Raw genomic sequence first — 14,310 nt, 5'->3', positions numbered from 1 at the left:
GTGAAATCTTGCGGCTCATGCCCTGATGCCGCTGCGCAGCTCCGAATAAAGCGTTTCGTATGCCCCGATTACCCGTTCGGGCGCGACGCCCTGCGAAATGCGCGCTTTGGTTTCCGGTGTTTCAGCGAGAATGGCGGGGTTGCGCATCGCGTCAGTGATGCGGGCGGCAAGCTCGGCGGCGTTGCCCGGCGTGAAAAGGCGTTCCGGCCGGTCCCGACCGATCTGTTCGGCGACACCGGCGAGATTAGCGCCGAGAACCGGCACACCGCGTAGAATAGCTTCAGCGACCGTGCGCCCGAAAGCCTCTGGCCAGAGTGGTGGAACGATCAGACAATCTATACCGGCGAAGAAACTATCGGCGTCCACGTAGCCGGGAAATTCGACCGGAAGGTTGGCGGTTTTTTGCTCGTAGGCTTCGATGCCGCCCGGCGCGCGACCCGCCATGACCAGTCGCCAGCCCTTCGGCGGCAGGAGCGGCAGCGACTCGATCAGGAGATCTGCACCCTTGGGCGCCTCGATGCGGCCCAGATAGCCGAAAACAAGCGGGTCCCCAGGCGCGCGTGGAATGCGCTGTGTCTGTGAAGCTGGCGGCGCGATGGCATTCCAGATGACCGTGCGGCGGCTTTCCGGTACATGGGTGAAAAAGCCGGCCTGCACATGGCGCTCGACAATATCGTGGCCGACACCGGCGACAGCGTCGACGGCGCATTGGCAACGCCGGTGCAGGTAAGAGAAGGCGCGGCATTTTTTGCTGGTGCCGTCGCAGATGTGACCGTCATGAAACAGGGAGCCGTTGGTGCACATGCTGGTGAAATCGTGCAGGGAATGGGCGAGCGGAATGCCGCGCTTGCGGATCATCGGCCAGATCAGCGGTGTCAGCTCCGACAGCGAATGGGTGTTGACGACATCAGGCCGGAAATCATCGATGACGCGGGCAAGCCGGCGCACGAGACCCGGATCCAGCTGCACGGCGATCTTGTAGTATTTTCGCTTCCATCCGGGTTGCTCTTCCCAGTCCCCGATAAAAAACGGCGTGGTATGTCCGAGGCGGTAAACGGCGAAATCATCCCGCAGCTCCACGGCCTGTTGTTTGCGTGAGATCGCCGCCACCGCTACCGTGTGTCCATTCTCCGCCAGCCCGCGCGCTAGGTCTTCCACGAATATCTCCGCGCCGCCGACCCGGTCCGGAGAAAACAGCGACGTTATTTGCAATATCCGCATGCCCAAATTCTCGCGTCTTTGTGTGGTTTGTAATCGTTACAACTATTGCGCATCAGCGAAATGATGGCTGCTGCCCATCCGGACTGATCTAGGCCGGCATTGCGGGATCGCTTGGAGATGGTTCGCGCCGCCGCGACCGGTCCCGTCCAATCCCTGGGGGGTTGAGACAAAGCGTGACGACGGGCGCAAGGAATACCGCGTAAGCCATTGCGAAGCCGGGGATCTGCAGCGAAAAATCGAGTGTCGAATGCAATGCGACGAGCAGCAGCCCGGCAAGGCCGAGATGGGAGGCGTAACGGTAGTTTTTGCGTTTGCGCGCCCCGCGAATAAAAATGGCGAGTTGGACGAGCACGAAAAAAGCCGCATAAAATGGAAATGCGAGGCCGAGCGTCAGCAGTCCCTCGGCATAGACATTGTGGGCGTGGGTGACGATGGCGTCCACCCCGCATTGCGCCGCATGATAGGGCGCATAGGTTTCCGTAAAACTTGCAAGGCCGGTTCCCCAAGGCCAGCTGTCAGAAATGGCACGCGCGATGCCCGGCATGTAGCAGAAGCGCATGTCGTCTTCCAATCGCGTTTCCATGCGAAGCGCCACGCGATTGGCGAAGAGCAGGAACAGGCCAAGCGTAATGGCGAGCACGATCGCCGCGCGGCGCTTCGTGCCGCGCCGCTTGCGCCGCAGGGCAGCCGCGTTGCGGCCTGTTTTGATGGGTGAGTTGAAGACGGTCAGAAGAATGAGGAAACTCAGTGCCGCAAAGCTTGATGCGATGCCGGCGCGCGATCCGGTCAGCATCAGGGCGATGAAGCAAAAGGCAGTGAGCACGCCGATGAAGGCGGCCTTGCGGATGAGGCGTTTCTGGCCGACTGGAACGGTCAGGCGATTTGCCACCAGCGCCCTGACCATTCCCCAGTCTGGAGCCGTCAGCCGTTTGTGCAGCATCACGACGAGGGTCAGGAGAATGAGACCGAAGAAGGTGGCGGCGGTATTACGGTTGACGAAAAGGCCGGTCAGGCTGCCGAGATAGAAGCGCTTCTGAATGAAGCCGAGTGTTTCTGGAAAAAGCAGAAATTGCACGATTGACAACAGTGCCAGCCATCCGCCGGCAATTGCGAACCATCGCAGCGCTTTTGCCGCGCGCTCGTCGGTATCGAAAATGACGAGGCCGGCCATGAAGGCGCCGAAGGGCAGGGCGGCGCTTAACAGGCCGAGCCGATCATCCGCCGGGGTGAGCGAAACCGTGGCGTCGGGCGCGAGCTGCATAAACATGGCGGCGGTCGACCAGGCGGGATTGGGTGGAGCAATACCCGGCACAGATGATTGCAGCCACATCTGGATGATGAGTGCCCCCAGCAAAAGGCAGGTCGCCACAAGTGCCAAGCTTGAACCAGCCCGGGGCGGCCCGAACAACAGGATGGCGGGCACGAGCAACAAATAAATTGCAACGGTGACGACGATACGGCTCTCGATTTCAGTTGCGCCGCGATTGAGAAGCGCAAGCAGGAAGATAGCCCAGAAGATGACTATGGCGGCCGTCCGAAAATAGTCTGGAAACGCAACCGGTCGCGGTGGCGATGAGGATAGCGGTTCTGATTGGGCTTCGATGGACGACATTGGCTTTCGGCTTTGCAATAACTGTTGCTGCGACGATGTCTAAGGTAGAAGGACGAGGCGGGCCGCTATGTCACGGAAGCGGCACGGTGCGTTTCATGCCGGCCTGCGGCTGCTGCGGACAGATCTTCCGCAGGGTCCATCGCAGGATTTCCCCCTCCTTCCCGCAGACGATTGCCGTGTCCGCATTGCGGGCCGCATCGGCCTGAGGCAGTGTGTCTTTTGGAAATTGCTGCCACATCACGAAGCGCCCGCGTATCAGGTTGGCGTCTGCAGGCCCGTAAAGTTGGGAAAAATTCATCAGAACGGCGATTTCCATTGGCGAGGCGTTACGCAGCGAACGAACCATGGCAAGACGCAGCCACACATCGCCATTTGCAGGCAAACAGGAGAGCGCGTGACGAATATAGCTTTCGGCAAAGCCGAGACGCGCCGCACCGGCCTCCGACGTCGCATCTTGGCCATTTGCATCGAGATCTGCGAGAACGAGCCGTAACCCGGCCTTGACGATATCCGAACGGCAGATTTTCTCCGCAACGACGGTGTGCAGCCCATCGACCGTCTTCGCCAGAAGATCGTGCGCCAGGCCGTTTTTGTCGTCGGCAATTCTTGCCAAGGCGACGACATCGGAAAACCGCCGGGTTTCGGAAAACGCCTGTGCGGCGACGGATAAAACAAACACGGAAAGGATGAGAACCGGCACGACCGCGAAGAATTTACGCAGGCCCGCCATTCCGTCCCGCCTAATCATGGTAATATCGCGTGTAGCGCGCGTGATAATATTCGCTTGAACCGTAAGCCCGGTAAAGCTTCAGCTTTTCCGTGTCCACTTTGTTGAGGATGACACCGAGACACTTCTTGCGGATCTGGACTTCGTTTTCAATCGTATTGCGTACCGCCCTGCGGGCGGTTTTGCCCCATTCTGTGACGAAGACGAAACCGTCGATCCGGCCGGCCATCGCGCGGGCATCCACCACCGGCCCGAGAGGCGGCAGGTCGACGATGATGTAGTCGAAGAGACCGCTCGCTTCGGCCAGCAGTTTGTACATTTGCGCCGATGTTAGCAGCTCGGAGGAGTGCGGTACGCGCTGCTTGACAACCGTTGGCAGGAAAGCGAGCCGCGTCTTTTCGTCGTGCAGCAGCACATCGCGCATATTGCGGCCTTCTAACAGCACTTCGAGCAGGCCTTCTGCAGCATGGCGCCCCAAAGCGCGCGTGGCGCCCGGGTTGCGAATATCCGCATCCAGCAGAAGAACCCTTGCTCCCTGTCCGGCCAGAAGCTGAGCCAGATTGATGGAGATCGTCGATTTGCCCTCGCTCGGCAACGCCGATACGACGCCCACCACCCGCGCGCCGGTTTTCGGGGGAATGCCGAGATCTATCGCAAGCCGTGTGCTGCGCAGCGTTTCGGCGAAGGATGACAGCGGGTGATCGACAGTGTAGCGGGCAACGCTGGACGGTCGTGTGGCGGTAGGCGGCCCCTCCTGTCCCTTTGGCAACACATCCGTGCCCGGCTTGTTCTGGACGAGCGGGGTGTTGCCCAGAAATTCCAGCCCGAGAACGTCGCGAACCTGTTCTCCGGTGCGGAAGAAACGGTCGCGGAACTCGCGAAACATGGCGATGCCGCCGCCGGCCGCGGCGCCCATGATCATGAACAGCGCCAAAAGCAGCGGTTTGTTCGGTTTGCTCGGAATGTTGGGCGGAACTGCCCTCGAAATCACGCGTGCTTCCGTTACGGGGAAGGATTGCTGCTGCATCGCTTCCTGATAACGCTGCAGGAAGGTCTGATACATGTTCTTGTAAGTTTCCGCTTCACGCTGCAATTCGCGAAGCTGAACCTGGGTCTGGCTGGCCGAGTTGCTGACGCTGGTAGCCTTGGCAACGCTCTCCGCAAGTGATTTCTCTCTTGCTTCTGAAACCTCCAGATCGCTCTTGTAACTTTGCGCAATACGGCTGATTTCCTGGAACATCAGCCGGCGGTATTCCTGCATTTCGTTGCGCAGACGCACCGCCTGAACATGGTTGCTGCCGAGCCTGCGGGTGATTTCCGTTTCGATCTTCGAGGATTCGAGATATTTCTTGCGCAGATCGTTTGCAACCGAGCTCTCGAGAATGTCGGTGACGACGGCGTCGACATCGTCTGTGGCAAGGATATGTTCGATGCGTTGTACCCGCGCTCGCGACCTGGCTGTTTCCGACTGCGCCAGAATAAGCGCGCTGTTGGACTCGGCCAGTTGCTGATCGGAAAGCAGGCCGTTATTGCCGGTCTCGATCAAGCCGTGTTCGGCGCGAAATTTCTGTACGGCAAGGTCGGTGTCGAGTGCCCGCTGACGCAACTCGGCAATACGGTCGGACAACCAGTCGCTGGCCCGCTTCGTCGCCTCGTATTTGGAGTTCAGCTTGTCCACCAGATAGGCCGACGCCACCGCATTGACGATCTGGGCGGCTAGAACCGGTGATGTCGAGTTGTAGGTCAGTTCCAGCGCGTAGGTACGGCCGATACGCTTGACGCTGAGACCGTCCAGCAGCCGGTCCGACAGCGCCCGCTTCAGGGTGCCGTCATCGATGACGGTCTCTTTTGCCGGCGAGAACCACTGCGAAACGTTAACGAGCGAACGGATGGTGCCGAATATCGAACTCAGAAGCGAGGCACGGTTTGCCCTGAATTCCTGATTTTCCGTGAGGTTCAAACTGTCGACGACGGCAATCCCGATGGTTTCCGATTGCAGGACCTCGACCTGGCTGAGAATGGAAGCCTCGTCCTCCACGACGCCGCCGATCGTTGATAGCTGCTCGACGACCTGGCTGTTGTTGCGGTCGATCAAAAGGGTAGCCGAAGCTGAATAGATCGGAACGGCCGTCGCGGCATAAGCGAGACCGATTGTCCCGGCAATGGCGACTGCCGCGAGAACGACGCGCCACTGTCGGCGGACCGTGGCAAGAACGGCGTCTATATCGATAAAGTCGGCTGTAAATCCGCTTTTGTCGATATCGGCCATAGTCAGGGGATCGTGCCTTTGCAACAACTGTCAGCCTCGCTCTTTTTGGCGGGCGTGGCACCCGCCAAGTCTCGGTTGCATGGTAGGACAAGCGGCCGCCATTCCCGCAGGAAGGGCGGCAAAACCGGGTTCAAACGGGACTTGTGCTGACTGGCGTGCTGGTGCTGCCGGTTGAAAGGGGCGCGGCAAAGAAGTTGTTGGTTGTGGTGGTTCCGCCGCTGCCGGTGCTGCCACCGCTGCCGCCACCGCCAACCGGTGCGGCTCCGCCGCCGGCCTGTGCCGTACCGGCTGGTGAGCCCGCCGCTCCCGAGCCGCCAATGCTGTTGCCGCTTGCAGGTGAAGAGCCGGCGCCACCGATCGGTGAGGCAGCAGCTGCAGCTGCCGCAGGCGCTGCCGGACCGGCCGCCGTTCCCTGAACATTTTCGCTAAAGGCGATCAGAAGATCGGAGGGCACGCCGACACCCTTGGTCTGCAACTGGATTGCTGCGGCAAGTATCGTGTTACCCCTCTGCATCGCCGTAGAATAGGCGAGCGCCAGACCTTCGCCGACAACTTCGGAGAAGTCCTTGTTGCCGACCTTCTGGGCCAGTGCGACGATGGTGGGCAACTGGCTGGAGTCGCTCAGGATCAGGCCAGAAAGCTGTTCGGAGAACTGCGCCGCGCTGGTGGAAACGGCAATGATCGGAAAGCCGTTCGTCACCTTTCCAGTGATGTCGGCGTTTGCCGCATCGGTGCTGGAAGCGATCCCGGCCAGATCCTTGACCGTTGCCTGCGTCGGAGACTGCTTGAACAGTTCCGCGGCAGCAAGGGAAACCGCGTCCGGATTGGAGCTGTTAACGCGAGCCAGAAATGCGGCGTTGGTTTCGTCGGCGGCCTTCACGGGTGTGCCAGTTGTCGCAGTCTGTACCGGCGGCGTCTGCTGCCCGGCAGCTGGCGGCGCTGGTTCCACGTTCTGGGCGTTGGCGACTGCGGAAAAAAGACCGAGGCTGGTAATCAATACCGCACCAGTGAGCGTCGAGCCAATACGAAGGCGGGACATCACAACTCTCCAAATTTTTAAAAAATACGATTTTAAGTAAGCTGAAATGCTGAATATGGTTATCCAACATCTAAAATTTTCTTTTTAAATCGCACAGCCTTAGCTAACGATCAAGTGCTAAAATAAACTTGTGAACGGAACTTCGGGGTATACTTAACAGCAGACACGAGGACTTTCCTCTGGGCGTTAGGACACGGCGACTTTTCGCCGGGGTGTTATCAGCCGGTCACGAAGCCAGATATTTGCGGGCGTTTCGACAAGGACGTGAAATGCGTGGGCGATGGCGATGGTGCTGGCGACGACGATGAGATAGACGACATTTTTCCACTCCTGCGGCCAGGTGATGCCGCCGGAAGCAACCAGGAATGCCCGAAAGATGAACGGGTGCAGCAGGTAAAGCGCGTAGGAGGAATCGCCCAGTTTCGCCAGTGGCTGCGCAAAACGGGGCAGGGAGATGCCCCTGGTCAGGGTTGCCGCGGCCATCAGGAAAATCGCGCCACCGCCAAAAACGAGCAGCCGGGTATAGGAATAACAGCCCGGATTACATTGGAATTCGAACCTTTTCAGATCGATAAGCGTCCAAATCGCCACGCCGCAAAGGGCCACCGCAATCCCCAGCAAGGGCGGCAGGCGCACGCCGCGCAGGAAAAGCACGGCGAGCAACATTCCCGCCACGAACTCCAGAATGATGGGCTGAAACCAGAAACTAAACGGCAAGGCGAGACTGAAGTTGGAGCCGATGAGCACTGCGGCGAGCAGCACAGCCGCTGTTGTCAGCACGGCGCGTTCCAGCGGCAGGAAGATAAAAACCGCGAATACGACATAAAAAAACATCTCGTAATTCAGCGTCCAGCCCAGATCGATGATTGGAAACGGATAGGCGTCACCATAACCCATGCTGTCATAGGGAATGAAGAGGTAGGAGGTTAGGACGGCCTGCAAGGACGGGAAGGCTTTGGCGCTGAGAAGAACGGCGACCGCGGCCATGGCGAGCCGCATGGTCAACACGAACCAGTAAAGAGGAAGGATGCGGAGAAGCCGGCGCACAAGAAAAGCCGAGCGCCCTCCCTCTGCTGCGAAATAGGGCCGGGAGGCATAAACGATGACAAAGCCGGAAATGACGAAAAACAGATCGACGCCCGCACCCAGCCTCAGGAGATGGAGGTTGACGAGCGAGAACTCCCAGTTCACCTGCGCGTGCAGCGCAACAATCATGATTGCCGCCAGGGCACGCATCATTTGAAGAATATCGAGACGCTGCGCCCCGGAAACAGGCGCTTTTTCAATTTTTTGCATCGTCATCATCTATAAAAAGAAAAAATTTATACAGTAATATTTTGCGCTCGCAGCAGCGAGCAAAAGTGCTCTATTTCAGAAGGCTATCATGCAATAGGCTGACACGATATATAAAATTTGTCGGCCGGAAATTTTCGCCCGCACGCCGTTCAGAAAACCTCCAGCACCGTAAGCTGGTCGCTGACGGAAAGCCGGTATTGTCCACCTTCCTTTGCGATTACCCGCTGGCTTACGGAACCGTCATCGCCGAACCGGTGCGCGATGACTTGGCTATGCGGGCCGGTTACCGAAAATGCCGTTGCACGTTCGGCTGGCGGATTTTCGATCCGCGCCGGCCATTGCCAGCCGCGTATGCCAAGCCACACCGGGGCGAGCAGCGCGCCGTCTGGTCTTGTCAAGCGCAGGGAAAACCTTTCGGAATCATCGTTGAGGAAAGCGAGGCTGCGTTCCGCTGGCTCTGTTTGTCGACTTGCCTTGCAAAGCGCAAGAAGGGCACGAACGGCCCCGTACGCAGGGGTCCGGCTCAGATCGTGGCGCAGCAGGCCGAAGGACGATTCCGGATTTGTCTCGTCTTCGGCAAAGCTGGAGACCATTTCATAGATGTAAGCCCGGCGGATGCCGCTGATGAAGGACCACAGGAGCGTGCGCGGCATGTAGCGCGCCTTGATGCCTTCGGTGACGGGAAAATGGAAGGTCTTCGGATGCAGTGAGGTGTGGTACCCGATCTCCGTGGCGAGCACCGGCCGGCCGGCTGCTATATGCGCCGAGGCCGCGACAGATTTGGAGAGCGCCCCCGGCCCAGTCGTTTCGGGATGTTCCATTCCGGCGTAGGGGTGAATATTGCCGAAGTCGCATACGTTCTGCAGGTTTAGCGCCAGCTCCGTATTCGCCTGGATATAGCTTGGCGCGACAAGCGGTACGTTGCTCACGGCCGGAGTTGAGCGGATCGTTGCAAAAAGTGCAGCCTGATGCTCTGCCGAAATGCGCGGCGCATTGGCCGGGTCTTTCGTCAGCGTCGGTTCATTGCTGCCTTCGAAAACTTCGATGCCGCCGTCGCACCAGTCGTAGAAATCGGCAATCCTGTTCAGTGGCGTTGAGACGTAGGGGTTGAGATTGTCGTAACAGATGATCGTGAGGCGAACGTTGGCCGCCACAATCCTGCGCAGGCGCTGGAAAGCCGGGCTGTTGCGGCTGTCCCTTGCGGTAATCAGTCCCTCGTCACGCACGTGGCCCACACCAAGCGCTTCCAGTTCAGGCAGGATGCGCTCGAAGCTTTCCGGATAAATGCCGTTTGTGCGGGCGAAATGGCCACACACGCCCACACTGTCCAAAAAGGCTTCCGTGCTGGCCGAAAAAACGGATTGAGTCTGCGCGAAAGCGGGGCGCACACCCGTGGCGGCAACCAGTGCGAAAGGTGCAGCTGAAAGCAGGCCGCGCCGTGTCAGGTGGCCCATGGTGATCGGCTGTTTTCCGTTCATCTGCGTCTCCTGGTCATTCCGGCGAGATTATAAAAAGCAGCCGCGATCATATCGGCGGCGCCTCTCAAGATGTCAGATTGTCCTGGAAGTTTTTGGCATCTTCATTCGCCATCAAATCCATGTTTCTGAAATGAAATAAATATATAAATTAATGATATTATCTGCGGACGAAACAGAATTCACCGCTTCCGCCCGTACGTTTTTTCATATGAGAATGAAGCTAACACGGGACAGGTTCTTTTCGCAACACGGCATGACTTTTGTCGCGCCGCGAAAAAAAAGCACTTGAAATGCCGTCAGTTCCCGTGCTTTTTGAAAGTGGATTTTTGGTTATTCATATTTTCAAGCGTTAAATCTGCTCTGCCTTTTGTGTTTTTTGCACATGTCTCATTGGTCCCGGAGTATCCGGCAACATGGGCGAGGCCAAGCGGAAGTCATAAATTTTCGATAAGGAAATAGAGCGTATCCGTATGCGAATTCTCCATCTCAGCAGCCTTTATCCGCCGCATATCGTTGGCGGGTGCGAACGCTCGGTCGAACATCTTGCCGAGGAACTCGTCTCCATGGGACATGAGGTCGGTGCCGCCTGCATAGAGCGGCAGGCCGAACCCAAAACGGTGCGCAATGGCGTCAGCGTCTACCGCATGTTCCACAATAACGATTTCTGGCTGGAGGACTGGCCACAATATACGCCGCAGCAAAGGCGCATGCAGAAGATCAAGCAGCAATGGAATTTCAACGTCGAGAAGCAGTTCGAAGCCGTTCTTGACGATTTCAAGCCGGATGTTCTCAATACGCACTCGCTGCTGGATGTGACGACGCTGGTGTGGCGGGCGGCGCATAAACGCAACATTCCGATCGTCCACACGATCTGCGAATATGATCTTCTGTGCGGTAACGCCGCCATGTTCAAGGGCGGCAAGCCCTGCGAACACATCCATCTTGGCTGTCAGGTGGTGAATTTCACCAAGAAATTCACGCAGCGCTACATCGGCGCGGTGGCAAGCGTTGGCACGGAAATCCTTAAAACCCATGTCGATCACGGGCTTTTCCATCACCTTCCGGAAAGCATGCGCCGTGTGATCTTTTATTCCTGCACGGTTCCGGAGGGCGACCCGGTCGCACGCAGGCAGATCGACCGAACCGGCAAGCCGATGACCTTCGGCTATATCGGCCGCATCAACACGGAAAAGGGTGTCGGCAACATGGTCGATGCCTTCAGGGAAATCGGCCACGGTAACTGGCGCTGTCTTGTTGCCGGCCACGCGATGGACGATTCCATCGAACGCTTCAAGGCCCAGGCCGGCGACCTGCCGATCGAGTTCGTCGGCTGGGCAAAGCCGAAGGAATTCTTCGAAGAGATCGATGTGCTCATCGTTCCCTCCTTCTGGGCTGAACCTTCGCCGCGCACCATCTACGAGGCTTACGCGATGGGGGTTCCGGTCATCGGCGCTGCCTCGGGCGGCATTCCGGAACTGATCGGCGAGACCAACCACGACTGGCTGTTCGAACCGGGCAACGCCGCGGATCTTGCCGCACGCATTCGCCGGGTGTTGACGCTTTCGCGCGAGCAATTGCCGACGGAGGCCGATTTCGGAAATATCGTCGAGGAATCCACCTCACGCCGGGTGGGTGAGAACTATGTGAAGCTCTACGAGGACGTGCTGGCGAAAAGCAGGGAAAGCCGAACCTTACGCGCATCTTAGACCGGCAACGGACCGGGTCCGTTGCAAGCGTTTCTTCCAAGGAAAGAGCACATGGTAGAAAGCAATATCGGCAAAGTCCGTTTCCCCAAGCTGGACTTCGATCGTTTTCTGGCCGCTGCGGTGGTCGGGCTGTCACGACCGGCTTTGCAGGCGGCAGGTTGATGGCGGAGCAAAGTTCGATAGGCAGCGCCGCGATAACAGGCGTTTTCTGGTCCGTCGTCCAGAACTGGGGTGGAAAGCTTTTTACCTCCATTCTTTTCATCGTTCTTGCCCGGTTCCTCAGCCCCACCGACTACGGCATGGTCGCCACGGCGGGCCTGGTTCTGATGCTCATCCAGATGCTGTCGGAGTTCGGTTTCGCAGATGCGATCGTGCAGAAACGAAATCTGGAGCCAAGCGACGTCAATCTGCCATTTTATGTGTCCGTTGCGCTGGCAACGGTGTTTGTCATCGTTGTTTGTCTGCTGTCGCCCCGACTGGAAAGCTGGTTCGAGGTGGAAGGGCTGGCACCGATCATCGTGGCAATCTGCATATTGCTGCCGCTGAATACCGCCTCGCTTTTTCAGGAAGTCAATTATCGGCGTGCTCTCGCGTTCAAGCCGCTGGCAATAAGAACCTTCATTTCGAATATTATCGGCGGTGGCGTTGCGATTGCTTTCGCCATCATGGGCCTGGGCGTCTGGAGCCTCGTCGTTCAGACTTATGTTGCAACCATTGTGACGCTGATCTGGCTCTGGCGCAAACCGCACTGGCTTCCGGGCACCACGCTCAAGCCCGACACTTTTTTCGAATTGCTTCGCTTCGGCTCGTCGGCTCTCGGTCTGCGCATCGTGGATTTCGGAGCCACGCGGCTTATCGACGTCATGATCCTGGGGCGTTACGGGGTTGCTCTCTTTGGGCTCTACACCGTCGGCAGCAGGCTCTATCAGCTTCTCATGCAGCTGCTTCAGGCGGCGCTATATGATGTTTCGTTGACGGTGCTGTCCCGCATATCGCACGAGCGGGAGCGCATGGCGGAACTGTACAAGCAATCCATCACCATATCTTCGATCTTTTCGACACCGATCTTCGTGCTCTCGGCTGCGTTGGCGCCAGAGATCTGCAACGTCCTGTTCGGCGCGCAATGGCAGGGTGCCGACGCGGTTGCGCGGCCGCTGCTGCTACTTGGTGCATTGCAATGCGTCCAGTTTCAAAACGGCCCGTTTCTGTCCGCACGCGGCAGGCCAGACAAGGTGCTGATTGCCGGGACGGTCAAGGCAATCTCTACCATCCTGTTGATATTGCTTGTCCCGACGGAAAACATCCGGGAAATCGTCATCGTGTTTGTCTTCGGGCAGCTCACTTCGACGCCTTTCACATTTTATTTTGTCGCCCGGGAACTCGGCATCAAGCTGTGGAGAATTCTCCTCCTGCTTTTGCCAAGCTTCGGTTCCAGCGGTCTCTGCTTCCTGCTCGTTCAGTGGATGCGACCTGAAGTTAAAATGCTGGGTGCGGGCGACCTCGTCTCCGGCATCCTGCTCGGTGGTATGTTCGGCGTCGCATATCTGTTGCTTTTGGCTCTGACCGCGAGAAGCGAGGCCCGGTCCGCCATCGCCCTCATCATGAGCAAAATCGGTTCTCGAAAGGAAAGAAAATGCGCAAGCTCGTGAAAAAAATACTCCCTGCACCACTGCGTCGGAAGCTGGTGCAATATAACGAGCGGCGCAATCTGGATAATGCGGTCCAGCAACTCTTCAATGATCTGCAAGAGCTGAAGCACAGTATCAAGCCTATCAACGTCGGAGATCGGCTGAACCGGCTTTTGATCGTGGCTGGTGATCCCATCACCCTGTTCGGTTCCGCCGGCGATGACGCGATGATCACGGCGACCGTGCAGAATGCCCGTGCGAGCAATCCCAGTGTCGAGATAGACATCCTCGTCGACGGAACGAATTTTGGCGACTCTGCTTTGCAGAGAGGCTTTGTTACCGTCGATATCTTTGGAAAGCCTGACTTCATCCAGGCCCTTGCCCAGCAATTCGCGATGCGGAAGTACGATTGCATCGTCGTTGTCGGCGCCGACGTGATGGATGGCTATTATCATCCGCTGGTCAGCGCAAAACTTCTGGCAAGCGCTGATCTGGCTGCCGCCACCGGGATCAAAAACGTTATCCTCGGTTTCAGTTTTAATGAAACGCCGCACCCCGCTTTGGCGAAGTTCTACAGCTCCCTTCATCCGGGGGTGTCGCTCAATGTGCGTGACGTTGTTTCCCTCGAGCGTCTGAACGCCTTTGCCACGGCCAAGGCGGCACTGGTTTCCGATTCTGCATTTAGTCTTGTCCCATCGGAACCCGATGAAGATACGATCTCGTGGATCGCGCGAAAGCGCGCCGAGGGATACAGGGTCATGGGCTTCAATCTGCATCCCATGCTGTTCAAGAATGCGGATAGCGCGCAGATCGCGGCGATCATCAGGCGCGGGGCCGAAGCACTGGAGTTCGTTGCCGATGCAAGACCGGTCTGCTGGCTGGTCATTCCGCATGACTACCGGAAAGACGTGGGCGATCAAGCCTGCCTCAAGGCCATTACCGAGCTTGCTCCATCTTCACAGACAGACAGGGTTCGATATCTGGATGGCAGATGGCCAGCCCCGGTTTTAAAAGGCGTTGCCGGTAAACTCGATGGCCTCGTCAGCGGACGCATGCATCTTGCGATCGCTGCGCTGGGCAAGGGCGTTCCTGTGATATGCATTGCGTATCAAGGCAAGTTCGAAGGGTTGTACCAGCATTTCGGTCTCTCCGCGGCTGAGCTGCTTTCGCCCGCTAAGTTCCATACGGATGATGGCATTAAGAATGCCTTGATCAATTTCGTGGATCAGGCCGATGAGATTCGCGAAAAAGTCGGGAAAAAGCTGCCTGAAATTCTGGACCTTTCCAAAAGGAATTTTCAGGTGTTCGAGACCTTCGCCAAGCAGCCTTGAGTC

Annotated in this window: 10 protein-coding genes; 3 read left to right on the top strand and 7 right to left on the bottom strand. The window is 57.8% G+C overall.

What is annotated here, in order from left to right:
- Positions 1-15 precede the first annotated feature (15 nt).
- The 7 genes from T18_RS10725 to T18_RS10695 all read right to left on the bottom strand — a co-directional run bounded on the left by T18_RS10725 (position 16) and on the right by T18_RS10695 (position 9,642).
- Positions 16-1,221: a glycosyltransferase family 4 protein gene (locus T18_RS10725; RefSeq protein WP_003511266.1), complete on the bottom strand. Its 1,206-nt coding sequence runs from the start codon at positions 1,219-1,221 to the stop codon at positions 16-18.
- A gap of 88 nt (positions 1,222-1,309) precedes the next feature.
- Entirely contained in the window at positions 1,310-2,833 is a 1,524-nt protein-coding gene (locus tag T18_RS10720) for an O-antigen ligase family protein (protein WP_038494175.1), read from the bottom strand.
- Positions 2,834-2,903: 70 nt separating this feature from the next.
- Positions 2,904-3,563, bottom strand: coding sequence for a hypothetical protein (locus T18_RS10715; protein WP_003511264.1), 660 nt, complete (start codon positions 3,561-3,563; stop codon positions 2,904-2,906).
- 10 nt (positions 3,564-3,573) lie between these two features.
- Positions 3,574-5,829 (bottom strand): polysaccharide biosynthesis tyrosine autokinase, encoded by a 2,256-nt coding sequence (locus T18_RS10710; RefSeq protein WP_003511263.1) that lies wholly within the window; start codon positions 5,827-5,829, stop codon positions 3,574-3,576.
- A 130-nt stretch (positions 5,830-5,959) separates the two neighbouring features.
- Positions 5,960-6,868, bottom strand: a complete 909-nt coding sequence (locus T18_RS10705; RefSeq protein WP_038494171.1) for a hypothetical protein — start codon at positions 6,866-6,868, stop codon at positions 5,960-5,962.
- A 186-nt stretch (positions 6,869-7,054) separates the two neighbouring features.
- Positions 7,055-8,173 (bottom strand): acyltransferase family protein, encoded by a 1,119-nt coding sequence (locus T18_RS10700; protein ID WP_035199581.1) that lies wholly within the window; start codon positions 8,171-8,173, stop codon positions 7,055-7,057.
- 140 nt (positions 8,174-8,313) lie between these two features.
- Entirely contained in the window at positions 8,314-9,642 is a 1,329-nt protein-coding gene (locus T18_RS10695; RefSeq protein ID WP_003511259.1) for a hypothetical protein, read from the bottom strand.
- A gap of 470 nt (positions 9,643-10,112) precedes the next feature.
- On the opposite strand from T18_RS10695, the gene T18_RS10690 reads away from it, so the two are divergent.
- From T18_RS10690 to T18_RS10680, 3 genes are all read left to right on the top strand, one after another.
- Positions 10,113-11,348, top strand: coding sequence for a glycosyltransferase family 4 protein (locus tag T18_RS10690; RefSeq protein WP_003511258.1), 1,236 nt, complete (start codon positions 10,113-10,115; stop codon positions 11,346-11,348).
- Between the two features lie 161 nt (positions 11,349-11,509).
- The gene (locus tag T18_RS10685; RefSeq protein WP_003511254.1) at positions 11,510-12,997 is read left to right on the top strand and encodes a lipopolysaccharide biosynthesis protein; all 1,488 of its coding nucleotides are present in this window, start codon (positions 11,510-11,512) and stop codon (positions 12,995-12,997) included.
- On the top strand, positions 12,982-14,307 hold the full coding sequence (locus T18_RS10680) for a polysaccharide pyruvyl transferase family protein (RefSeq protein WP_003511253.1): 1,326 nt from the start codon (positions 12,982-12,984) through the stop codon (positions 14,305-14,307). Before T18_RS10685 ends, T18_RS10680 begins: the two co-directional genes overlap by 16 nt.
- Positions 14,308-14,310: the final 3 nt, after the last annotated feature.

It is taken from the genome of Rhizobium sp. TBD182 (assembly GCF_001950375.1).
Taxonomy (GTDB): Bacteria; Pseudomonadota; Alphaproteobacteria; order Rhizobiales; family Rhizobiaceae; genus Agrobacterium; species Agrobacterium tumefaciens.
The sequence above is the reverse complement of the archived record's forward strand: the minus strand, read 5'-3'. Positions and strand labels throughout refer to the sequence as shown.